Genomic DNA, 24,519 nt, shown 5'->3' with positions numbered 1-24,519 from the left:
GGTGCAGTCGAGGTGAATCATGGCCAACAAGTATGAAATGTTCAGCGTGCAGGTCACGGCGGTCGAGCAGGCAACCCCACTGATCAAGCGCTTCACCCTGGCCCGTGAAGAGGGCGGCGCGTTGCCGGCGTTTACCGGCGGCAGCCATGTGATCGTGCAGATGCAGGGCGCCGATGGCAGCCAGTTCAGCAACGCCTATTCGCTGATGAGCAACCCGCGCGACCTGCGCAGCTATCAGATCGGCGTGCGCCTGGAAGAGCAGTCCAAGGGTGGTTCGGCGTTCATGCACCAGCAGGTCGAGGTGGGGTCGCGGCTGACCATTTCCACGCCGAACAACCTGTTTGCCTTGGAGCCGACGGCGGGCAAGCATGTGCTGATTGCCGGGGGCATCGGTATTACCCCGTTTATGGCGCAGTTGCATGAGCTGGAAGGTGGGGCGACTGACTACGAGCTGCATTATGCGTTCCGCAGCCCCGAGCATGGAGCGTTCCAGGGCGACCTGGAAACAGGGCCACATGCCGGTAATGTGCGTTTCTATATCGACAGCCTGGAGCGCAAGCTGGACCTGGCGGCCCTGTGTGCGGGGCTGGAAGCGTCAGCACATCTTTATGTGTGCGGGCCCAAGCCGCTGATCGATGCGGTGATCAATACGGCTGCCAAGGCCGGGATTGCCGAAGCACGGGTGCACTGGGAGCAGTTCGCGGCGGCGCCGGTGACGGGCGGGGCGTTTACGGTTGTGCTGGCCAAGTCCGGTACGGAGTTGCAGGTAGAAGCGGGCATGACCATCCTCCAGGCCATCGAGAAGTCGAAGGCGGCGAAGGTGGAATGCCTGTGCCGGGAGGGTGTATGTGGCACCTGTGAAACGGCGATTCTGGACGGTGAGGCCGAGCATTTCGACCAGTACCTGAGCGATGAAGAGAAGGCTTCGCAGCAGACCATGATGCTGTGTGTGTCGCGGGCAAAGTCGGCGCGATTGGTGCTGGATCTCTGACCTTGCGGCCGCGATGCGGCCGATCGCCGGCAAGGCCGGCTCCCACAGATACAGATACAGATACAGATACAGATACAGATACAGATGTAGCATATACAACACCAATCCTGTGGGAGCCGGCCTTGCCGGCGATGGCCTGCAAAGCAGGCCCACCCCCTCAAACCGGACGCAAAATCAACACCGCCAACGGTGGCAGATTCAACCCCAGCGACAACGGCTGCCCATGGCTCGGCACGGCCTCGCTCTCAACCATCCCGCCATTGCCGTAATTGGACCCCGCATACCCCTCGGCATCGCTGTTCAGCACTTCCTGCCAACGCTCGCCAAACGGCACGCCAATCCGATACAGCTCGCGCGGCACTGGGGTGAAGTTCGCCACCACCAGCAATGGCTCCCCCGTCGCACTCCAGCGCAGCCAGGCATACACGCTGTTGCGCGCATCATCACCAATCAGCCACTGGAAGCCCTGCGGCAGGCAATCCTGTTCATGCAGCGCACGCTCCTCGCGGTACAGCCGGTTTAAGTCACTGACCAGACGCTGCACCCCAAGGTGCTCCTTGTACTGCAGCAAATACCAATCCAGCTCGCTGTCATGGTTCCACTCACGCCACTGGCCAAACTCGCAGCCCATGAACAGCAGCTTCTTGCCCGGATGGCACCACATGAAGGTCAGGTAGGCGCGCAAGTTGGCAAACTTCTGCCAGCGGTCCCCCGGCATCTTGTCGATCAGCGAATGCTTGCCGTGCACCACCTCATCGTGGGAAATCGGCAGGATGAAATGCTCCGAGTACGCGTAGATCAACCCGAAACTCATCTCGTTGTGATGGTAGGTCCGGTGGATCGGGTCGTTCTGGATGTAATGCAAAGTGTCGTGCATCCAGCCCATGTTCCACTTGTAGGCAAAGCCCAGCCCACCCTGCTGGGTCGGCTGGCTGACCCCCGGCCAGGCCGTGGACTCCTCGGCTATCACCAGGGCCCCCGGCGCCTCCAGCGCCACCACATCGTTGAGGTGACGCAGGAAGTCGATGGCCTCCAGGTTTTCTCGCCCGCCGTGGCGGTTGGGCACCCACTCCCCGGCCTTGCGCGAATAATCCCGGTACAGCATCGACGCCACCGCATCCACTCGCAGCCCGTCGATATGGAACTGCTTGAGCCAATGCAGCGCCGAGGCCAGCATGAAACCATGCACCTCGTTGCGCCCCAGGTTGTAGATCAGCGTGTCCCAGTCCTGGTGGAAGCCCTCGAGCGGGTTTTCGTACTCATACAATGCCGTGCCATCGAAGCGCGCCAGGCCATGGCTGTCGGTGGGAAAATGCGCAGGCACCCAATCCAGCAGCACGCCGATCCCGGCCTGGTGGCAGGCGTCGATAAACGCGGCGAAATCATCGGCCGACCCATAGCGCGCGGTCGGCGCGAACATCGACAACGGCTGATAGCCCCAGGAACCACCGAACGGGTGCTCCATGATCGGCATCAGTTCGATATGGGTGAAGCCCAGTTGCTGGATATACGGCACCAGTCTCTCGGCCAGTTCACGCCAGTTGAAAAAGCGCGTCACTTCGCCTGCATCGTCCATCTCGCACTGCCAGGAGCCAGCGTGCAGTTCATAGATCGACAGCGGTGCACTGGTGGCCTGGCGCTGGGCGCGCACCTCCATCCAGTGCTGGTCCTGCCACTCATGCTGCAGCACATCGGCAACCCGTGAAGCAGTGCTCGGCGGTAGCTCGGTGGCTCGGGCCAACGGGTCGGCCTTGAGCGGCAGGATGCCTTCGCGGCCCAGCACTTCGTACTTGTAGGCCTCGCCTGCTTGCAGGCGCGGCACGAAAACTTCCCAGACCCCCGTAGGGTGACGCAGGCGCATCGGATGCCGACGGCCATCCCAGTTGTTGAAGTCGCCGACCACCGAGACCCGCCGTGCATTCGGCGCCCACACTGAAAAACGCACCCCGGCAACGCCCTCGACCTCGATTAACTGCGCACCGAAACGGTTCGCCAGGTCGCGGTGATTACCCTCGGCAAACAGGTAGAGGTCCATTTCCCCCAGCAAGGGGCCGAAACTGTAAGGGTCTTCAGTGACCTGCTCGCCACCGGCCCAGTTGACCTGCAACAGGTACGCCTGCGGCGCACCCAGGCGGGCGACGAACAGGCCGGGCACGCTGCCCTGCTCCATCTCGGCCAGCACCTGGCCGCCATCACGCGCCAGTACCCGTGCGCTCAAGGCCTCGGGCAGGTATGCCCGCACATATTGCCCGCCTGCACCATCCGGATGCGGTCCCAGTACGGCGAAGGCGTCGGCATGGCGGGCATGCACCAGATCATCGATGTCTGCCCGGCCCAATCCCCCATGTTCGCGCTTGTGCGTGCTCATCTACTGCTCTCCCCAAGTACTGACAAGCCCATGCAGGCCATGCAAAGGCACGGCCAACCAGCTCGGGCGATTCTCGGCTTCGTACAAAATTTCGTAGGCGGCCTTTTCCAGGCTGAACAGCTCCAGTGCAGCGCGCTCACCCTCGGCCTGTTGCCAGGCGTGCGGCAGGCTGGCGGTGGCCAGCCGATAAGCGTCGACGAAGGCATGGCGTGACTGGTGCAGGTACTGCCGGGCCACCCGCTGACGCGCCTGATGGGCCGCCGTAGACGCATCGACCCCCGACGCGCTGCGCAGCACCATGGCAGCAGCATAGTCGAAGGAACGCAGCACGCCGCTGACATCCTTGTACGGGCTGTGCCGGGCCCGACGCTCGTCCAGCGGGCGGGCCGGCTCGCCTTCGAAGTCGATCAGGTAGGCATCGCCCTGCACTACCAGCACCTGGCCCAGGTGCAGGTCGCCGTGCACCCGCATCAGCAAACCACCGACCGCCTGCCGGGCCAGTTCGCCAACCTCCTTGAGCAGCCCCTTGCGCTGCTTGCCCAGGTCATCGAGCAGTGCCTGGCTGTCGCGGTCGAGGTTGCCGCGATGCTGGTCGAGCACCTCCAGTGCGCGGGCCAACTGATCGCCGATCTGCCTGGCCCAGGCCTGGCTGTCGTGCGACGTGCTGGGGCGAGGCTGGAAGGCTGGATCAGCGCTCGGCGCGGCCAGCACTTGGTGCATTTCACCCAGCCGTTGCCCGAGTTGGCCGGCGAATGCGGCCAGTTCGTGCAGGGCATCGGTGTGGGCTTCAAGCGGTGCGTTGGACGGCTCCATTTCATTGCGGATCGCCCGTTCCAGGCTGTTTTGCGTCCAGCCCCAGGCATCCCCCTGGTTGCTCAGGTAACCCTGGGCGATCATCAGCAAATGCGGCTCGCCCGCCTCATTGACCCTACTGACCCAGCCCAGCAAGGGCGAGATATTGGCAAAGCCGGCAGCAGTCAGGTAGGCGCTCATTTCCAGCTCCGGGTGCACGCCGCCATTGACCCGGCGAATCAGCTTGAGCACCAGGCTGCCGCCAACCACCACCGAGCTGTTCGACTGCTCGGCCGACAGGTAGCGCACCTCGGCGTCCTCGGCGAGGTTCAGCGTGGCCAGCTGTGGCGTGGCGTTGAACTGCAGTTGCCCTTCGCTGCCACTGAGCCGGCTGCCGGCATGCAGCCCGGCAATCACCGCGCGCACGAAGGTTTCAAGCTGGAAGGCATCGGTAATCAAGCCCACCTGACGCCCGCGACGCACCCGGGCCAAGGCCAGTTGCTGGGGCAAGGCACTGTTGATCTGCTCCTCGGCTATCAGGCCGAATGGCAACTGATAGCGGCTGCTTTGTCCGCCGCTGAGCACCTCGATCTCACTGAGCAATACCGGGCTGGTCGGCAGGCCGAAGCGCACGCCATAGGCCAGGCGCACCTTGTCGATGGCCGCATCTTTGCCGGCAAACCAGCGCCGCTTGGGCAGGTATTGCGGCAGGATGGCCTGCTCCAGGGTGTCGCGCGACGGCGCTTCGAGCAGTTCCTCCATGCGCTTTTTCAGCACCAGGGTGGTGAACTCCGGCAAGGTCTGCGCAGGTTCCACATGCCAGTTGGGCATCTGGTCCTTGGGCGCCAGCAGGAACCAGTAGAAGCCATAGGGGGGCAAGGTCAGCAGGAAGGGCAACTGGCCAATGGGCGGGAATGCGCTGCCACCGAGCATTTCCACCGGCACGTTGTCGACATAGGCCGACAGGTCCAGCTCCGCCGCCTGGGCGGCGCGGGAAACATTGGCCACGCAGAGAATGGTCTCGCTGTTGCCATCGGCACCGGTGTACTCACGCAGGTAGGCAAGAATGCGCCGATTGCTCGGCGAGAGCATTTTCAGGGTGCCGCGCCCAAACGCCTTTTGCTGTTTGCGCACGGCCAGCAGCCGGCGGTTCCAGTTGAGCAGCGAATGCGGGTCATGCGCCTGGGCTTCGACGTTGACTGCCTGGAAGCCGTACAGCGGGTCCATGATCGGCGGCAGCACCAGCCGTGCCGGGTCGGCGCGGGAGAAACCGCCGTTGCGGTCAATGGACCATTGCATCGGCGTGCGCACGCCGTCGCGGTCGCCCAGGTAGATGTTGTCGCCCATGCCGATCTCGTCGCCGTAATACAGCGTCGGCGTGCCCGGCATCGACAGCAGCAGGCTGCAGAGCAATTCCACCCGGCGGCGGTCGCGTTGCAGCAGCGGCGCCAGGCGCCGACGGATGCCCAGGTTGATCCGCGCCCGACGGTCCTCGGCGTAGTAGTTCCACAGGTAGTCGCGCTCGCGGTCGGTGACCATTTCCAGGGTCAGTTCATCATGGTTGCGCAGGAAGATCGCCCATTGGCAGTTGGCCGGGATTTCCGGGGTCTGGCGCAGGATATCGGTGATCGGGAAGCGGTCTTCCTGGGCCAGCGCCATGTACATGCGCGGCATCAACGGGAAGTGGAAGGCCATGTGGCATTCGTCGCCCTGCCCTTCGCCGAAGTACAGCTGGGTGTCTTCAGGCCATTGGTTGGCTTCGGCGAGCAGCATGCGGTCGGGGTAGTTGGCGTCGATCTCGGCGCGGATCTGCTTGAGCACCTGGTGGGTCTCAGGCAGGTTCTCGTTGTTGGTGCCGTCGCGTTCGATCAGGTACGGGATGGCGTCCAGGCGCAGGCCGTCGATGCCCAGGTCGAGCCAGTAGCGCATCACGTCGATGACCGCCTTGAGCACCTGTGGGTTATCGAAGTTCAGGTCTGGCTGGTGGGAATAGAAGCGGTGCCAGAAGTACTGCCCGGCCACCGGGTCCCAGGTCCAGTTGGATTTTTCGGTGTCGAGGAAGATGATCCGCGTGCCGTCGTACTTCTGGTCGCTGTCGGACCACACATAGAAGTCCCGCGCCTTCGAGCCGCGCTTGGCGTGGCGGGCTTTCTGGAACCAGGCGTGCTGGTCGGAGGTATGGTTGATGACCAGCTCGGTGATCACCCGCAGGTTGCGTTTGTGAGCTTCGGCGATGAAGCGCTTCACATCGGCCAGGGTGCCGTAGTCCGGGTGCACGGCCTTGTACTCGGCGATGTCATAGCCGTCATCACGCCGTGGCGAGGGGTAGAACGGCAGCAGCCACAGGGTGTTCACGCCCAGCTCGGCAATGTAGTCGAGCTTGGCGATCAGGCCGGGAAAGTCGCCGATGCCATCGTGGTTGGAATCGAAAAAGGACTTTACGTGCACCTGGTAGATGATCGCGTCCTTGTACCAGAGCGGGTCGTTGATGAAGGCTGCGGGGCGGGGTTTCTTCGCCATGCTCGACTCCTTTCTAATGGGCTTTTTCGATACGCCAGATACCGAACGGCTGGTGCCAGGGCTCGATGCGCATCCATTGGGTCTTGCCGTGCCAGGTCCAGCGGTGGCCAGTCATCAGGTCTTCACCGAGGGTCTGGGCGTTGTCATCCAGGCCCAGTTCCCACAGCGGCAGCTCGAAGTTGGCCTCCTGGGCGTTGTGCGGGTCGAGGCTGACGGCCACAAGGATGAAGTTGTCGCCGTCGGGGGTGCGTTTGCCGAAATAGAGGATGTTGTCGTTCCACGCATTGAAGAACTGCACGCCCAAGTGGGTGTGCAATGCCGGGTTCTGTCGGCGGATGCGGTTGAGCTGGGCGATCTCGGCGATGATGTTGCCGGGCTGGGTGAAGTCGCGCGGGCGTATCTCGTATTTCTCTGAATCCAGGTATTCCTCCTTGCCGGGGATAGGCGTGGCTTCATACAGCTCAAAGCCTGAATACATGCCCCACAGGCCGGAGCCCATGGTCGCCAGCGCTGCCCGGATGAGGAAGCCGGCGCGGCCGGACTCGTGCAGGAAGTACGGGTTGATGTCCGGCGTGTTGACGAAGAAGTTCGGCCGGTAGCAATAGCGCCACGGCGGCTGGTTCAGCTCTTCAAAATAGCGTTGCAACTCGGCCTTGGTGTTGCGCCAGGTGAAGTAGGTATAGCTCTGCGAATAGCCGACTTTGCCCAGGCGCGCCATCATCGCCGGCGTGGTGAAGGCTTCGGCGAGGAAGATCACCTCCGGGTAGCGCGAGCGCACATCGGCGATCAGCCATTGCCAGAACGGCAAGGGTTTGGTGTGCGGGTTGTCCACGCGAAACTGCTTCACGCCCTCCTCGACCCAGCCAACCACCACGTCACGCAGGGCCAGCCAGAGTGACGGGATGGCCTCGGCGGCATAGAAGTCGACGTTGACGATGTCCTGGTATTTTTTCGGCGGGTTTTCCGCGTAGCGAATGCTGCCGTCGGGGCGCCAGGAGAACCAGCCGGGGTGCTCCTTGAGCCAGGGGTGATCCTGGGAGCACTGGATGGCGAAATCCAGGGCGATTTCCAGGCCGTGCTCGGCAGCGGCGGCGACCAGCCGGCGGAAATCTTCACGGCTGCCCAGTTGTGGGTGAATCGCCTCATGACCGCCCTCGGGGCTACCGATGGCGTAGGGGCTGCCCGGGTCGTCCGGCTCTGCCTGCAAGGCATTGTTGCGGCCTTTGCGGTGCGCCGTGCCAATCGGGTGGATGGGTGGGAAGTACAGCACATCAAAGCCCATGTCGCGGATCATCGGCAGCCGTTGGTGTACGTCGTTGAAGGTGCCGTGGCGTTGCGGATCGTCGGTGATCGAGCGCGGGAACAGTTCGTACCAACTGGCGAACAGCGCCCGCTCGCGTTCCACCTCCAGCGGGAATTCCGGGCTGCGACTGAGGTAGGCGCGCAGGTCGGCCTCGGCCATCAGCGTGCGGGTGTCGGCGTGCAGCAGACGCTCGACCTGATCGTTGGCCGACAGCTTCGACAGGCGCTTTAGCAGGGCCTGGAGCTGGGTGCGCAAGGGGCCGTTGCTGCGCGCTGCGGCCTGTTCGAGGTGGATGCGGCCTTCCTTGAGTTCCAGCGCGACGTTGACGGCGGCGGCGACTTTTTTCGCCAGTTCATGGCAGTAGCTGGCGTACTGGTCTATCCAGGCCTCGATGAAGAACACATGGCGGCCCATTTCGCTGACGGCGAAACTGCCTTGCCAGCTGTCGTTGCCCAGGCTCTGCATGGCCTGGCAGTGCCAGCGCCGGCTGCTGGCCTGGCGCCAGTTGAGCATCACCGCGAGGGTGTCATGGCCGTCGGTGTAGACCTTGCTGCTGACGCTGATGGGCTGGCCGACCACGGCCTTGACCGCATACAGCCCGGCATCGAGTACCGGCTCGGTGTTTTCGATCACGATGCGTGGCAGCAACAAGGCCTGTGACAGGCCCAGGGGGGCATCGGGGTGGTCGTCGGTGCTGGCCATGCGGCCGCTCTCGAAGGGCTCATCGCGGGTCATCGAACATCGCTCCGTTACAACGTGACGGTAAAGGTTCAGAGCAATGGCAGGCGCGTGGGTTCAATAAAAATGATCGAAGCCGTTGGGGAGTGGTCGAAGGCTGAGTCACGTCTATTACAGCCTGTTGCGAGGTGAGGCCATGAACATTCCCATTCCAGCTGAAACGCCCGACCCGAATATTGACGACCCGAACCTACCACCACCCGTGCCGGAAATCGAACCGGACGATCTGCCGATCAAGCCGAGCGTGCCACCGACTGTCGGGGATCCGCCCAGCGAGGAGGCGCCGGTGAAGGGGAAACTATAGACGGGGTTGAGGTGGGTGGTGATGGCCCCTTGCGCCCGTACGGCGGGTCACCTTGGCAAACGCCGATGTTTTTGTAGCCGCTGCCGACAGGCTGCGCTGGAGCCCGCGAGGGCTCCCAAAGGCGGCGCCTGCTTTGCAGGCGAGCGCAGCCTGACGGCAGCGGCTACGTGGAAGCTGGCAAGTGTGCCGGGCGAAAAAATTACCCCCTCACAGTCTGCGCAACAAACCCAAATAAGCAAAATGACCAATGGGTCACCTTTTTATCGCCACCTCTCCTACACTCAAAGCTCGGCCAGAAAAACCGCCCGGAAACCCCGACCGCAAAAAGTCGAAACTTTCCGGCCTCGCGGCAGGTCAGCAAGAAAGTAGGCCAACGATTCTGGACTCACCCAGGCGCGGCCCACCCACCCCACTTCGTCAGCCCGTCCATCGGCAAGGACTCCCGATTGGCGCAACGCTTGCACGCAAGTCCGGGAAAGGGATCGCAAAAAAAGCAGGACAACCCACAGAGAGATTCACGCAGAGACATAACAATCGGGTGCTCACACCCGCTACAAAGGGACGGAGAGAAGTATGATCAGTGCCGCTGTCGAACCTCACGTAGAACACTTCAACACCGACGCCAGCACCCCGCTCGCGCAGACGGATTTCAGCAAGACAGCCAAGGCACCTGCCAGCGATTCGCGCCACAACCCGCCTAAACGCAAAGTGCTGTTCGTCACCTCGGAAATCGCCGACCTGGTCAAGACCGGCGGCCTGGGCGACGTGTCCGCCGCCCTGCCGCGCGCCATGCGCCACCTGCATGACGTCCGCGCACTGATCCCCGGCTACCCGCAAGTGCTGGAAAGCGACAACCCCATCCACCTGGTCGGTGAACTCGGCGGCCACGCCGCTCTGCCACCCTGCAAGATCGGCCGCATGGACCTCGCCGACGGCCTGGTGATCTACGTGCTGATCTGCCCCGAACTCTACCAGCGCGAAGGCACCCCCTACGGCGCCAACAACGGCCGCGACTGGCCCGACAACCATATCCGCTTCGCCCGCCTGGGCCTGGCCGCTGCCGAAATTGCCGCCGGCGAAGGCATGGTCCACTGGAAACCCGACCTGGTCCACGCCCACGACTGGCCCGCAGGCCTGGCGCCCGCCTACATGCACTGGCGCGGCCTGCGCACGCCAACCCTGTTCACCATCCACAACCTCGCCTACCAGGGCGTGGTCAGCCGCGCCTGCTGCCCGGAACTGGCCATCCCCGACCACGCCCAACACCAGGAAGGCATGGAGTTCTACGGCAAGCTGTCATTTCTCAAGGCGGGCCTGGCCTATGCCAGCCACATCACCACGGTCAGCGCCACCTACGCCCAGGAAATCACCACCCCGGCGTTCGGCTGCGGCCTCGATGGCTTCCTCGGCAGCAAGGCCCAGCAAGGCCTGCTCAGCGGCATCCCGAACGGCATCGACGAAAGCTGGGACTCCGCCACCGACACCTACCTGACGCACAACTTCAGCCTCAACGATTGGGACGGCAAGGCCGCCAATAGCCGCCAGGTCCGCGAGCTGTTCGGCCTGGAAGACTCGAATGGCCCGCTGTTCGCCGTGGTCTCGCGGCTGGTCTACCAAAAAGGCCTGGACCTGACCCTGGGCGTGGCCGAATACATCGTCCAGCAAGGCGGGCAGATCGCGATCATCGGCCGCGGCGAACCCGAGGAAGAACACGCCATGCGCGAATTGGCCCTGCGCTTCCCCGGTCGCATCGGTGTACGCATCGGCTTCAACGAAACCGACGCCCGGCGCATGTTCGCCGGCAGCGACTTCCTGCTGATGCCCTCGCGCTACGAGCCCTGCGGGCTGAGCCAGATGTACGCGCAGCGTTACGGCTCGCTGCCGGTGGCGCGCAATACCGGCGGGCTGGCCGACACCATCGAGAATGGCGTCACCGGTTTTCTGTTCGACGAGTCCACCGTCGACAGCTACCGCGAAGCCCTCGGCCGGGCGTTCTACGTGTACCGCAAGAAGACCTTGCTGAACGCCATGCGCTGCCTGGCGATGACCCAGCCCTTCAACTGGTGCCAGGCCGTCGAACCCTATGCCCGCCTGTACGAGGAACTGGTCGAACGCGCCACGCTGAACGTCGGCTGAGGAGATGCCCGGTATGCCCTTGAGGTCAATTGAACACGCGACCCACGGGGCCGTGATGCTCGACCGCGAGACCACCCGGTTCGCCCTCTGGGCACCGGATGCGCAGCAGGTCTCGGTCGAGTGCGAAGGCGCCGCGCCGCACAGCCTGCAGCGTGGTGAAGATGGCTGGTTCAGCGTGCAACTGCCCTGCCCGGCCGGCAGCCGCTATCGCTACCGTATCGATGGCCAACACGCTGTGCCCGACCCCGCCTCGCGCTACCAGCCGGACGGCGTGGACGGTCCGAGCCAGTTGCTCGACCCGCACGGCTATACCTGGCGACACCCCGAATGGTCCGGCCGGCCCTGGCATGAGGCGGTCATTCAAGAGCTGCATGTCGGCCTGCTGGGCGGCTATGCCGGGGTCGCCCGGCAACTGCCGCGCCTCGCCGAACTGGGCATTACCGCCATCGAGCTGATGCCCATCGGCCAGTTCCCCGGCGAGCGCAACTGGGGCTATGACGGCGTGCTGCCATTCGCCCCCCAGGCCAGCTACGGCACGCCGGACGAACTCAAGGCGCTGATCGACCAGGCCCACGGCCTGGGCCTGATGGTGCTGCTGGATGTGGTCTACAACCACTTCGGCCCCCACGGCAATTACCTGCATCAATACGCCTCGGTTTTTTTTCGCGAAGACCAGCACACCCCATGGGGCGCCGCCATCGACTTTCGCCGCCGCGAAGTACGCGACTTCTTTATGGAAAACGCCCTGATGTGGCTCAACGACTACCGTTTCGACGGCCTGCGCCTCGATGCGGTGCACGCCATCGACGACCCCGACTTTCTCCAGGAGCTGGCCCGCCGCGTGCGCCAGCACAGTGCACCCGGTCGGCACCTGTGGCTCACCCTGGAGAATGAGCACAACCAGGCGCATCTGCTGGAAGCCGGCTACGACGCGCAATGGAACGATGACGGGCACAACGCCTTGCACGTGCTGCTGACAGGTGAAACCGAAGGCTACTACGCCAACTTTCGTGAAGCGCCACTGGACCAACTGGCGCGCTGCCTGAGCCAGGGCTTCGCCTTCCAGGGCCAGCCCGACCACCACGGCGAGCCGCGCGGCGAAGCCAGCGGGCACCTGCCGCCCACGGCGTTCGTGCTGTTCCTGCAGAACCATGACCAGGTCGGCAACCGAGCCCTGGGTGAGCGCCTGCTGCAGCTGTGCCACCCCGAGGCCTTGCGTGCCGCGACCGCCCTGCTGTTGCTGTCACCGATGATCCCGCTGTTGTTCATGGGCGAGGAATGGGGCGCACAAACACCCTTCCTGTTCTTTACCGACCACCACGACGAACTTGCCGACGCCGTGCGTGAAGGCCGGCGCGCCGAGTTCAAGGGCTTTGCCGCCTTCGCCGAGCCGGCGCAGCGCGCGCGCATTGCCGACCCGAATGCCGAGCAGACTTTCCACGCCTCGCAGCCGTTACTCCCCACTACCGAAACAGCCTGGCTGGGGTTCTATCGTGAGCTGCTGCGCCTGCGCCGCGACCACCTCACCCCTCGCCTGCCTGGCACCCGCGCCTATGGCGCACGGATCATCGGCGAGCACGCCATCAGCGCGCGCTGGCAACTGGGCGACGGCAGTGAGTTGCGCATCGACCTGAACCTCAGCCCGCACCCGGTAGAAATGCCATTGCCCCTGCACAGCGTGCGCCTGCTTGCCTGCAGCGACACGCCGATTGGCGACAGCGAGTTGCCGCCTTGCAGCACCCTGGTCAGCCTTGTCACCCTCGCGGAGCCCCGGTATGCCTGAACAACGCTTGCACCTGCTGGCCCACCGCGCAGGCCTGTCGGTGGACTGGATCGACGCCAACGGCCGCCCGCAACATGTCGCGCCTGACACCTTGCGCCAGGTACTGGCCGGGCTCGGTCACCCGGCTGACGATGCGCCGGCCATAGAAGCCAGCCTGGTTGCACTGGCGCGAGCCCACGATGCCCGGCACCTGCCGCCGCTGCTCACCGTCGATGTGGGCGCAAGCCTCGACCTGGCGCTGTATTTCAGTGCAGGCAGTACCTGCCATGCACAGCTTGAGGGCGAAACCTCACACACCCTGCACCTGGACCAAAACGCGCACCTGCCCGCCGGCTTGCCGATTGGCTATCACCAACTGACGCTGGAGGGCCGCTCGTTCACCCTCGCGGTGGCCCCGCCCCGTTGCTTCAGCCTGGCCGATGCCCTGGACACGCCGACGCCGCGCTGCTGGGGGATTGCCGCGCAGCTCTATAGCCTGCGCCGCCCGGGTGATGGCGGTTTTGGCGACTGCCTGGCACTGGAAGCCCTGGCGCGCAGCGCCGCCGAGCGTGGCGCCGATGCCCTGGCGATCAGCCCGATGCACGCGATGTTCGCCAACAACTCGCACACCTACAGCCCGTATTCACCCTCCAGCCGGCTGTTTCTCAACAGCCTCTATGCCAGCCCGCAGGCCCTGCTGGGTGAGCGCACGGTAAGCCTGGCCATCGAGGCGCTACAGCTGACCGAGCCGTTGCAGGCCCTCGAACAACTGCCGCTGGTGGACTGGCCGAATGCGGTCAAGGCGCGCCAGCAATTGCTGCGTGCGCTGTATCAGGACTTCATCCACGGCGAGCATCCGCAACGCGAAGACTTCGACAGTTTCTGCGCCAGCGGCGGCCAGCCACTGGAAGACCATTGCCGCTTCGAAGCCCTGCTCGATGCCGCCGCCGAACGCGGCGAAAGCCAGGACTGGCGCACCTGGCCCGACAGCTGGCACGACCCGCGCAGCCCGCAGATCACTGCCTTCGCCGCGCAGCACCGCGAGCAGGTCGACTACTACCGCTTCTGTCAGTGGCTGATCGCCCGCAGCCTGGAACGCGCGCAACACGCAGCGACCAGCAATGGCATGCAGGTCGGCCTGATCGCCGACCTCGCCGTGGGCGCCGACGGCGCTGGCAGCCAGGCCTGGAGCCGGCAGGATGAACTGCTGGCTGATCTGCACGTCGGTGCCCCGCCCGATATCCTCAACCGCGCCGGGCAAAGCTGGGGGATCTGTGCCTTCTCCCCCGAAGGCCTGCGGCGCAACGGTTACCGGGCCTTTATCGAAATGCTGCGGGCCAACTTCGCCCACGCCGGCGGCCTGCGCATCGACCATGTGATGGGCCTGCAACGGCTGTGGCTGATCCCGGCCGGCGCGCCGCCCAGCGAAGGCGCCTACCTCAACTACCCGCTCGATGACTTGTTGCGCCTGCTCGCGCTTGAGTCGGTGCGCCACCAGGCCATCGTGCTGGGTGAAGACCTCGGCACGGTGCCGGAAGGCCTGCGGGAAAAACTCGCGGCGCGGGCCATCCTCGGCATCCGCGTACTGCTGTTCGAGCAGGACCCGCCCGGCCACTTCAAGCCGATCCTCGACTGGCCCGACAACGCCCTGGCCACCAGCAGCACCCATGACCTGCCGCCGCTGGCCGGCTGGCTGCTGGCCCACGACATCGACTGGAACCATCGCCTGGAACTGATCGACGCCAACACCGAGCAACATTGGCGCGACACCCGCGAGCAAGAAATCCAGGGCCTGCGGCGCCTGTTGCGGCACAACTACGGCGGCGCGCAATCAGACAGCGAATCGCTGCTCGACGCCAGCCTGCGCCTGCTCGGCCATACCCGCGCGCCACTGGTGCTGGTGCCGCTGGAAGACCTGCTGGGGGTCGATGAACAGCCCAACCTGCCCGGCACCATCGACAGCCATCCGAACTGGCGGCGGCGCTTCGCCCTCCCCGCCGACCAGTTGCTCGACGACAGCGATGCCGCGCGGCGCCTGGAACTGCTGGCGCAAGCCCGCGAGCAAGCCTTCGAGCGTGATCGATGAATGCGCTGACCGCGACCTTGCGCCTGCAGTTTCACGCCGAGTTCACCCTCGACGATGCACAAGCGCTGGTGCCGTATTTCGCAAGGTTGGGCATCAGCCACCTGTATGCCTCGCCGCTGCTGGAGGCACAGCCTGGGTCACGCCACGGCTACGACGTGGTCGACCCGAGCCGCATCAGCCCGGCGCTCGGTGGCGAAGCCGCGCTGGAACGCCTGGTCACCGCCCTGCGCCAGCACGGCATGGGCCTGATCCTCGATATCGTCTCCAACCACATGGCGGTCGGCGGAGCCCACAACCCCTGGTGGCAGGAGCTGCTGGCCTGGGGTCGGCGCAGCCCCTATAGCGAGTTTTTCGATATCCAGTGGCACTCGCCAGACCCTCTGCTTGAAGGCCAACTGCTGCTGCCGTTTCTCTCCAGCGACTACGGCGCGGTGTTGCAGGCTGGCGAGATTCCGCTGCGTTTCGATGCCGAGCGCGGGCGCTTCCAGGTCGAGCATTACCAGCACCGCTTCCCGATCTGCCCTGCCGATTACGCACGCATCCTCAAGCACAGCGGCCAGCCGCTGTTGATCGAGCTGGGCCAGCGATTCGCCGCTCTGTCAGGCCCGCAGGCGGCACCCGTATTGCACCGCGAGCTGGCGGCCCTGGCACGTCAGGCCCACGCGGCGCTGGGCATCGACCAGGCCCTGGCGTACTTCGATGCGCAAGGCGTACACGGCTATCAACCTTTGCATCACTTGCTCGAACGCCAACCTTATCGCCTGGCCAGCTGGCGCACCGCCGCCGATGACATCAACTGGCGGCGCTTCTTCGACGTCAATGAACTGGGCGGCCTGCGCGTCGAGCGCCCGGTGGTGTTCGAGGCCACCCACGCCAAGGTCTTCGAACTGATCGAGCGCGGCCTGATCGACGGCCTGCGCATCGACCACATCGACGGCCTGGCCGACCCACGCGGTTATTGCCGCAAGCTGCGTCGGCGGGTCAACGGGCTATTGGCGCAGCGCCCGTTGAGTGCGGCGCTGGAGCACTTTCCGATCTACGTGGAAAAGATCCTCGGTCCCGGCGAACAGTTGCACCGTGACTGGCAGGTGGACGGCACCACCGGCTATGAGTTCATGGACCAGGTGTCGCTGCTGCAACATGACCCGGCCGGCGAAGCGGAACTCAGTGCGCTGTGGCATGACCTCAGCGAACGCCCGGCGTTTGCCGAGGAACTGCGCCTGGCCCGCCAGCAAGTGCTCAATGCCGGCCTTGCCGGCGATTTCGAGTCGGTCGCCCAGGCCCTGTTGCAGGTGGCCCGCGACGACCTGATGAGCCGCGACCTGACCCTGGGCGCGATCCGCCGTGCCTTGCAGGCGCTGGTCGAGCACTACCCGGTGTATCGCACGTATATCAATGCCTGCGGGCGGCCGGCTGAAGACGAAGGGTTCTTCCAGCAGGCCTTGGCCGACGCCCGCAGCCACCTGGGCGAAGCGGACTGGCCGGTGCTGGATTACCTGCAACGCTGGCTTGGCGGCGAGCCCTGGCGCCAAGTGCCAGCGGGCCGCCCACGCAAGCATCGCCGGCATGCCTGTGTGCGCTTCCAGCAGCTGACCTCGCCAACCGCCGCCAAGGCCGTGGAAGACACCGCTTTCTACCGCTCTGCGGTGTTGCTGTCGCGCAACGATGTGGGCTTTGCCGCCGAGCGTTTCAGCGCCCCCGCCGAAGCGTTTCACGCGCAAAACGCGCAGCGCCTGGCGAGCTTCCCCGACAACCTGTTGACCACCGCCACCCACGACCACAAACGTGGCGAAGACACCCGCGCGCGCCTGGCCGCACTGAGCGAGCGCAGCCATTGGTACTGCGCCCGTATCGAACACTGGCGCGAGTTGGCCGGCCCGCTGCGCAGCAGCCTGCCCGACGGCGACGCACCGAGCCCGGCGGATGAAATGCTGCTGTACCAGACCCTGCTCGGCAGTTGGCCGCCGACCTTGCGCAGCGATGATGCGGCCGGCCTTGCCGCCTATGCCGAGCGCTTGCGCCAATGGCAACAGAAGGCCCTGCGCGAAGCCAAACTGCGCAGCAGCTGGAGCGCGCCGAACGACATCTATGAAGGGGCCTGCGCGGCCTATAGCGATGCGCTGCTGCTCGATGCGCAGTGCCAGCAGTTGCGCCAGTCAGTGGCCAGCGCGGTGCACTCGCTGGCCTGCCCCGGCGCCCTCAACAGCCTTGCCCAGTGCCTGCTGCGCATGACCGCGCCGGGGGTGCCCGACCTGTACCAAGGCAACGAGTGCTGGGACTTCAGCCTGGTCGACCCGGACAACCGCCGGCCGGTGGACTACCCGGCACGCCGCGCCGCGCTGGATGAGCGCCATGCTATCGGCCAACTGCTCGCCAATTGGCAGGACGGCCGCCTCAAGCAGGCATTGATCGCCCAGGTGCTCGAACGGCGCCGGCAACTGCCCGAACTGTTCCTGCGCGGCGATTATCTGCCGCTGGAAGTACGCGGCAAGCATGCCGACAAGGTGCTCGCCTTCGCCCGCGTCAATGATGAGCAACGCGCGATCATCGTGGTGCCACGCCTGGCCTGCGACCTGCTCGGCGCTGCCAGCCAACCACTGATCCCGGCGCAGAACTGGGACGACACTTGCGTGTTGTTGCCATTCACCTTGACCACTGCCAACTGGACGGGACTTTTCGAGCAGGGCGCAGTCACAACCTCAAAGGAGCTGTGGCTGGGCACGGCGCTCAAGGCTGTTCCCGTCAATCTGTTCATTGATTCCGTTGCGTTATCAGGAGCCTGACCATGAGTGTCCAAGAAAAGCGTATCCGCGAGTTCGCCTATCAGATCTGGGAATCGGAAGGTAAGCCCGAGGGCCAGGAGTCCCGTCACTGGGACATGGCGCGCAAGCTTGCCGAAGCCGAAGCGCTGGCCCCCAAGGCCACCCCGCGCAAGCCACGTGCCGCCAGCAGCGCCACCACCAAGGCCAAGCCAGCCGTCGCCGTGCCAAAAGCCGAGCCGGTGAAAAAGCCGCGAGCGACGAAGAAGCCCGCCGCCACCTGACGACGCCTGAGCACCCGCTGTTTCGACCCGGCCTGCGGTAGCCCACGCTACCGCCAAGGCTGGCGGATTCCCTATTGCCCGAACAAGGAGTGCCATGAGCACCAGCAAGCAAAAGCCCGAACCTGCCAGCGTCGAACCGTCGCGTATCCGCGAGGGCCTGCCCTTCCCGCTGGGCGCCACCTGGGACGGCCTGGGGGTGAACTTCGCGCTGTTTTCAGCCAATGCCACCAAGGTCGAACTGTGCCTGTTCGATGCCAGCGGCGAGCACGAGATCGAACGCATCGAACTGCCCGAATACACCGACGAGATCTTCCACGGCTACCTGCCCGACGCCCACCCCGGGCTGGTCTATGGCTACCGAGTACACGGGCCGTACGAGCCGGAAAACGGCCACCGCTTCAACCCCAACAAGTTACTGATCGACCCCTATGCCAAGCAGTTGGTCGGCGAGCTGCGCTGGTCTGAAGCGTTGTTCGGCTACACCATCGGCCACCCGGATGCCGACCTCAGTTTCGACGAGCGCGACAGCGCGCCGTTCGTGCCCAAGTGCAAGGTCATCGACCCGGCCTATACCTGGGGCCGCGACCAGCGCGTGGGCGTGCCGTGGGAGCGCACCATCCTCTATGAGGCGCACGTGCGCGGCATCAGCATGCGTCATCCGTCCGTGCCGCAGGCGGCGCGCGGCACCTTTGCCGGGCTGATGAACGACGACCTGCTGGGGCACATCAAGCAGCTTGGCGTGTCGTCCATCGAGCTGTTGCCGATCCATGCCTTCGTCAACGACCAGCACCTGCTGGAAAAGAACCTGAACAACTACTGGGGCTACAACAGCATCGCCTTCTTCGCCCCACACCCGCGCTACCTGGCCAACGGCAAGATCGCCGAGTTCAAGGAAATGGTCGCGCACCTGCACCACGCGGGCCTGGAGGTGATCCTCGACGTGGTCTACAACCACACCGCCGAAGGCAACGAGCAGGGCCCCACCCTGTCGATGCGCGGCATCGACAACGCCTCGTACTACCGGCTGATGCCGGACGACAAACGTTTCTACATCAATGATTCGGGCACCGGCAACACCCTGGACCTGAGCCACCCCTGCGTGCTGCAACTGGTCACCGACTCACTGCGCTACTGGGCCGGGGAAATGCACGTGGATGGTTTCCGTTTCGACCTGGCGACCATCCTTGGGCGCTACCACGATGGTTTCAACGAGCGTCACAGCTTCCTCGTCGCCTGCCGCCAGGACCCGCTGCTCAGCGAGGTAAAGCTGATCGCCGAGCCCTGGGACTGCGGCCCCGGGGGCTATCAGGTGGGCAACTTCGCCCCCGGCTGGGCGGAGTGGAACGACCGCTTCCGCGACACCGTGCGCGCCTTCTGGAAAGGCGACGAGGGCCAACTGGCCGACTTTGCCAAGCGCATGACCGCCTCGGGCGACCTGTTCAACCACCGCGGCCGGCGCCCGTATGCATCGGTCAACTTCGTCACCGCCCACGACGGCTTCACCCTGCGCGACCTGGTCTCGTACAACGACAAGCACAACGAGGCCAACGACGAAAACAACCAGGACGGCACCACCAACAACCTGTCCTGGAACCATGGCGTCGAAGGCCCCACCGACGACCCCGAGATCAAGGCCTTGCGCCTGCGCCAGATGCGCAATTTCTTCGCCACCCTGTTGCTGGCCCAGGGCACGCCGATGATCGTTGCCGGCGACGAGTTCAGCCGCACCCAGCACGGCAACAACAATGCCTACTGCCAGGACAGTGAAACCGGCTGGGTCAACTGGGACCTGGATGATGAAGGCGCGGCGCTGCTCAAGTTCGTCAAGCGCCTGACCAAGCTGCGCCTGGCGTACCCGGTGTTGCGCCGGGGCAGGTTCCTGGTCGGCGACTACAATGAGGCAATCGGCGTCAAGGACGTGACCTGGCTGGCCCCGGATGCCAGCGAAATGTCCGTTGAACAGTGGCAGGACAGCCAGGGCCGTTGCCTGGGCATGCTGCTCGATGGCCGTGCGCAGGTCACCGGGATATTGCGCCCTGGAGCCGATGCGACGCTGCTGATCATCGTCAACGCACACCATGACAACGTGCCCTTTACCTTGCCCGAAGTGCCGGCCGGCGAGTATTGGCATTGCCTGATCGATACCGACCGGCCCACCCTGCGCAAGGCGCAGCGCTACGATTTCGGCAGCGAGTGCCCGGTAACCGGTCGTTCGTTCCTGCTGTTCGAACTGCAACGCGATGAGGAGGCCTAGTGAAAGGATTGCCCGGTTCGCCAGGGTTCGGCTCCACCGATCAGGCCCCGGCCGTGAAGCGCATCCGCGTGCTCACGGTCAACACCCACAAGGGCTTCACCGCCCTCAACCGGCGCTTCATCCTGCCGGAGCTGCGCGAAGCCGTGCGCAGCACCGGTGCCGACCTGGTGTTCCTGCAGGAAGTGCTCGGCAGCCATGACCGGCATGCGGCGCGCTACGTCGACTGGCCGCAGACCTCGCAATACGAATTTCTCGCCGACAGCATGTGGAGCGACTTCGCCTACGGGCGCAACGCGGTCTACCCCGACGGCCATCACGGCAATGCCTTGCTGTCGAAATACCCCATCGTGCAGCACCGCAACCTCGACGTCTCGATCACCGGCCCCGAGCGCCGAGGCCTGCTGCATTGCGTGCTGGATGTACCGGGGCAGGATGAAGTGCACGCCATCTGCGTGCACCTCTCGCTGCTGGAAAGCCACCGGCAGAAACAACTCGCGCTGCTGCAACGGCTGCTCGACTCATTGCCGGTGGGTGCGCCGGTGATCATTGCCGGGGATTTCAACGACTGGAAGCAACACGGCAACCGCGTGCTGAACCGCCAGACCAACCTGCACGAGGTGTTCGAACAGCACCATGGCGGGTTGGCCCGCACCTATCCTGCGCGCCTGCCGCTGCTGCGCCTGGACCGGGTGTACCTGCGCAATGCCTATGGCCACGCGCCAAAGATTCTCGGCAGCAAACCCTGGACGCATTTGTCCGATCACCTGCCGTTGGCCGTGGAAGTTCGCCTTTAGCAATGATTCGGCATAGCGCGGGCCGTGGTCATGCACAAGCCAGCTATCAGACCACTTAATACGTTTGATATCAGTAAGTTGCCAACTCAAACAAATACATGAAGAAATATTCACACAATCTTGACGCCCGTCGTGTCCTCTCCTTAGCTAGACAATAGACAGCACGTTCATACATCAACCCGAGCCTCTAGCTCGCACCTTCTGGCGCGGGTACGGGATTGGTTTGCTGACTTGGGTCGCCCTCTGGTTACGCCGTACAGCCCGTGACATCAGGCCAGACTTTTGGCTGTTACATCAGAGGAGATCCGCCATGAAAAAACCATCGAATCCTTCGGGCTTTGAGTATGTTTTCTATGCGGTTTCCACGTCGCTGCTATTAGCAACCCCGGTGGAAACCCATGCAGTGGGCCTGAAGGATGACGACCCGTTTGTCAATTTTGCACAAAGTTTGCCGGTACTGACGCTCAACCCGACCAGTGTGGCGGGTTTGAACGTGGGCACCCTGGGTGCGTTTTCCGATCGCCTGGCCGAGCGCAAGGTGCAGCAGGCAATCGCCCCGGACATGGTCGCCAGCCAGTGGGCGCAGTTCTTCCCCAACCCTGGCCGGCAAGGCGCGCCGGCGCCGGACCGGCTGGATGCTCCTGGCCAGAACCTGCAGATCAGCCCTGACGTGTTTGTGCGTGAAACAGCGGGCGGCAATACTCACCGCGCCGGTTTCTTCGTCGGCCACAGCAACTTGCAAAGCGGTTTTGACGGCACCCGGCCGCAACTGGGCGACAAGCAGAACGCGCTGCGCCTGGAGGGTGACAGCCTGGGTGTGTACTGGAGCTTGCAACATGAACAGGGCTGGCACATCGACGCGGTGGCCATGGGCACCCGTTTCGACACCACTGGCCGCTCGGCTTCCGGTGAACGGCTTGATGGCGACGGGCATGCGCTGACCTTCTCGGTCGAAGGCGGCTTCCCGATTGGCCTGGGCAAGAACTGGGTGATCGAGCCGCAGGCGCAGTTGATCAACCAGCAGTATTACCCCGGGGCGGATGCGCCAGCCGAGGCCATGCAGGCGTACAACAGCCAGCCGACCTGGAGTGGCCGGGTGGGCGCCAAGTTGTCCGGGCATTACGAGGTGATCGGCATGCCGATCGAACCCTACTTGCGCACCAACGTCTGGCATGACTTTTCCAACGCCGACACGGTGAGCCTGGACAAGGTCGACAAGATCAGCAGCGGGCGCAACTCGACCACGGTAGAGCTGGGCCTGGGTTTGGTTGCGCGGGTGACGCCGACGGTGAGCCTGTTTGTCAGTGCCGACTACAGCAGCGACGTGGATGACAATGACTTGAATGGGCTGATTGGCAACCTGGGGGTTCGGGTGCGTTGGTAGTGCGGATGCACCAACACAATTGCCGCAGCCCCATCGCCGGCAAGGCCGGCTCCCACAAGAGCCTTGTGGGAGCCTGCAATTGAGCGCACAAGCCTGCCGTCAACCAAAAGTTGACAGCTTATGTATACTGGCAAGCCCCAGCAGCCCCCCGGGACACCGCCCGCATGATCGAAAACAGTTTCGCCTTTCGCCTCAAGGAACTGCTCGAACACCACAAACTGACCCTGCAAGCCGTGGGCACCGCACTGGGGATCTCGCGCACCGCCGTGCACAAGTGGACCCGTGGTGGCGAGATCGACTACGCCAACCTGCGCACCCTGGCGACCTTTCTCAAGGTCAACTGGATCTGGCTGCGTTACGGCGAAGAAGCCCTGCACGACGTGCAGCACACCCAGGTCGTCGAACTGCCGATGACCGACGTGCGCCGGCGCTACACCGCCGAGATCATGGAAAGCGAAACCCGCATGAAACTGGCCCAGGAAGGCGCGCGCATCGTCACTTGGGAATGGAACCTGATCAGCGACGAACTCACCTATTCACCGAACGTCGTCGAGGTGTATGGCTGGCAGGTCAATCGCAACGAAGACTTCTGGGTGCACCTGCCCGCCGAAGACGTCGAAGCCCTGCAGAATCTCTACAGCAAGACCGTTGCCGAGGGTGATGGTTGTGAATGCGACTTCCGCATCCGCCGCCCCGATGGCGACCTGCGCTGGATCGCCTCACGCGCCACGGTGGTACGCGACAGCGCCGGGCGGCCGGTGAAGATGGTCGGCATCAGCATGGACAACACCGAACGCAAGGTGGCTGAAGAAGAGTTGCGCAACAGTGAAGAGCGTTTTCGCACGATCTTCGAACTGGCCTGGGGGGCCCTGGCCTATATCGACCCCAACGGCACCTGGCAGCGGGTCAACAGCAGTTGCTGCGAGCTGCTTGGCTACAGCGCCGAAGAGCTGTACGGCATGACCTTCCAGCAGATCACCCACCCCGATGACCTGGCCGCCAACCTGCAATTGCTGGTGCGCCTGCTGACGGGAGATATCGACCGCTACGAAGTGGAAAAGCGCGTGCGCCACAAGGCTGGTCACTACATCTGGATCCGTGCCCGCACGGCCCTGCAACGGCGCCAGGACGGCCAGCCGGAACACCTGATCAGCGTGTTCGAGGACATCGCGGCCGAGCGCCAGGAGCACGAACGCCTCGAAACCCGGATTGCCGGGCTTGAGGCGCAACTGGCCGCGAACTGATCGCGGCCGGGGTGCCTACATGCAGGTGGCGAGGGCCGCCTGACGGCGCAGGGCCACTTCATCGTGGCGCTCAGCGTAGTACTTGACCACGGTTTTCTGGCCTTCCGTGCGCACGTCGGCAAAGGCCTCGGCGCCACGGGTGTAGACGGTGAAGCCGCCTTTTTTGGCGGGTTCAACGTAGCCGCTGGCATCGACGCCGAAAGCGGCTTCATCCTGCCAGCCGAACTGGATGCAACGCGCCACTTGCGACGCTTCCTTGCTCGACATGAAGGCTTTGGCTGGCTCCTTGGCCCGCGCAGACTCCATTGCCGAGGACACGCACCCGGTCAGCATCGCTGCCGCTACCACTGCCAACACTACCCGCATGTTCCACCCCCTGTGAGAAAAACCGCGAATGTAGCACGGGCCGTGGCAATCAGCGGGTTGCGATGTGCAGATTTTGCGCCCGCTGCGCGGTCGATCGCTGGCAAGGCCAGCTCCCACGGACCGCATCGTAGCCGCTGCCGTCAGGCTGCGCTCGCCTGCAACGCCGGCGCCGCCTTTGGGAGCCCTGGCGGACTCCAGCGCAGCCTCACGGCAGCGGCTTGTATCTCGACTAACGCCTCTTTGGAGGCGATAGTTCTCGACTGATCATCGAGGAAGAGGAATGAAGCCGGGCAGCGGCTTAGGCCTTGAGCCTGATCTGTAGATTGAGCTCCTCCTCTTCAACCCCACTCGCCAAGTCCGAACGGTATCAAGAGCCCGTCCTTGACGGTAGCTCGCATTGACAAGGCCGAGACCGAGTGACGGATGATCGTGAG

The 24,519-nt window shown here is 64.3% G+C and carries 15 protein-coding genes; 11 read left to right on the top strand and 4 right to left on the bottom strand.

The genetic code is table 11. From position 1 onward, the window contains the following. The first annotated feature begins 19 nt into the window (after window positions 1-19). Complete coding sequence (locus tag M5G11_RS17430) at window positions 20-991, top strand: PDR/VanB family oxidoreductase (protein ID WP_273910658.1); 972 nt, start codon at window positions 20-22, stop codon at window positions 989-991. Between the two features lie 157 nt (window positions 992-1,148). Here M5G11_RS17430 and glgB read toward each other — a convergent pair whose 3' ends face one another. From glgB to M5G11_RS17415, 3 genes are read right to left on the bottom strand one after another with little or no spacing between them, the layout of a single operon-like run. Continuing rightward, window positions 1,149-3,359: a 1,4-alpha-glucan branching protein GlgB gene (glgB, locus tag M5G11_RS17425; protein ID WP_273910660.1), complete on the bottom strand. Its 2,211-nt coding sequence runs from the start codon at window positions 3,357-3,359 to the stop codon at window positions 1,149-1,151. Continuing rightward, on the bottom strand, window positions 3,360-6,671 hold the full coding sequence (gene treS, locus M5G11_RS17420) for a maltose alpha-D-glucosyltransferase (RefSeq protein WP_273910661.1): 3,312 nt from the start codon (window positions 6,669-6,671) through the stop codon (window positions 3,360-3,362). Window positions 6,672-6,684: 13 nt separating this feature from the next. Then, complete coding sequence (locus tag M5G11_RS17415) at window positions 6,685-8,709, bottom strand: alpha-1,4-glucan--maltose-1-phosphate maltosyltransferase (RefSeq protein WP_273910662.1); 2,025 nt, start codon at window positions 8,707-8,709, stop codon at window positions 6,685-6,687. Window positions 8,710-8,848: 139 nt separating this feature from the next. On the opposite strand from M5G11_RS17415, the gene M5G11_RS17410 reads away from it, so the two are divergent. From M5G11_RS17410 to M5G11_RS17365, 10 genes are all read left to right on the top strand, one after another. Further along, on the top strand, window positions 8,849-9,016 hold the full coding sequence (locus M5G11_RS17410; RefSeq protein ID WP_273910663.1) for a hypothetical protein: 168 nt from the start codon (window positions 8,849-8,851) through the stop codon (window positions 9,014-9,016). A gap of 573 nt (window positions 9,017-9,589) precedes the next feature. Next, the gene (gene glgA / locus M5G11_RS17405) at window positions 9,590-11,152 is read left to right on the top strand and encodes a glycogen synthase GlgA (RefSeq protein WP_273910664.1); all 1,563 of its coding nucleotides are present in this window, start codon (window positions 9,590-9,592) and stop codon (window positions 11,150-11,152) included. Window positions 11,153-11,165: 13 nt separating this feature from the next. Beyond that, complete coding sequence (gene treZ / locus M5G11_RS17400; protein ID WP_337994606.1) at window positions 11,166-12,935, top strand: malto-oligosyltrehalose trehalohydrolase; 1,770 nt, start codon at window positions 11,166-11,168, stop codon at window positions 12,933-12,935. Continuing rightward, a complete protein-coding gene (malQ, locus tag M5G11_RS17395) occupies window positions 12,928-15,000 on the top strand; it encodes a 4-alpha-glucanotransferase (protein WP_273910667.1) in 2,073 nt (690 codons plus the stop codon). The genes treZ and malQ overlap by 8 nt, the downstream gene beginning before the upstream one ends. Further along, window positions 14,997-17,783 (top strand): malto-oligosyltrehalose synthase, encoded by a 2,787-nt coding sequence (locus tag M5G11_RS17390; protein WP_273910668.1) that lies wholly within the window; start codon window positions 14,997-14,999, stop codon window positions 17,781-17,783. Before malQ ends, M5G11_RS17390 begins: the two co-directional genes overlap by 4 nt. A gap of 2 nt (window positions 17,784-17,785) precedes the next feature. Beyond that, the gene (locus tag M5G11_RS17385) at window positions 17,786-18,043 is read left to right on the top strand and encodes a DUF2934 domain-containing protein (RefSeq protein WP_273910670.1); all 258 of its coding nucleotides are present in this window, start codon (window positions 17,786-17,788) and stop codon (window positions 18,041-18,043) included. A 94-nt stretch (window positions 18,044-18,137) separates the two neighbouring features. Next, window positions 18,138-20,297 (top strand): glycogen debranching protein GlgX, encoded by a 2,160-nt coding sequence (glgX, locus tag M5G11_RS17380; protein ID WP_273910671.1) that lies wholly within the window; start codon window positions 18,138-18,140, stop codon window positions 20,295-20,297. Further along, a complete protein-coding gene (locus M5G11_RS17375) occupies window positions 20,297-21,091 on the top strand; it encodes an endonuclease/exonuclease/phosphatase family protein (protein WP_273910672.1) in 795 nt (264 codons plus the stop codon). Before glgX ends, M5G11_RS17375 begins: the two co-directional genes overlap by 1 nt. Window positions 21,092-21,401: 310 nt before the next feature. Then, complete coding sequence (locus tag M5G11_RS17370; RefSeq protein ID WP_273910674.1) at window positions 21,402-22,475, top strand: autotransporter domain-containing protein; 1,074 nt, start codon at window positions 21,402-21,404, stop codon at window positions 22,473-22,475. A 164-nt stretch (window positions 22,476-22,639) separates the two neighbouring features. Then, entirely contained in the window at window positions 22,640-23,719 is a 1,080-nt protein-coding gene (locus M5G11_RS17365) for a PAS domain-containing protein (protein WP_273910676.1), read from the top strand. 15 nt (window positions 23,720-23,734) lie between these two features. Here M5G11_RS17365 and M5G11_RS17360 read toward each other — a convergent pair whose 3' ends face one another. Continuing rightward, complete coding sequence (locus M5G11_RS17360) at window positions 23,735-24,085, bottom strand: hypothetical protein (RefSeq protein WP_273910677.1); 351 nt, start codon at window positions 24,083-24,085, stop codon at window positions 23,735-23,737. Between the last annotated feature and the right edge of the window lie 434 nt (window positions 24,086-24,519).

The sequence above is a fragment of the Pseudomonas fontis genome, from assembly GCF_028656955.1.
Taxonomy (GTDB): Bacteria; Pseudomonadota; Gammaproteobacteria; order Pseudomonadales; family Pseudomonadaceae; genus Aquipseudomonas; species Aquipseudomonas fontis.
The sequence above is the reverse complement of the archived record's forward strand: the minus strand, read 5'-3'. Positions and strand labels throughout refer to the sequence as shown.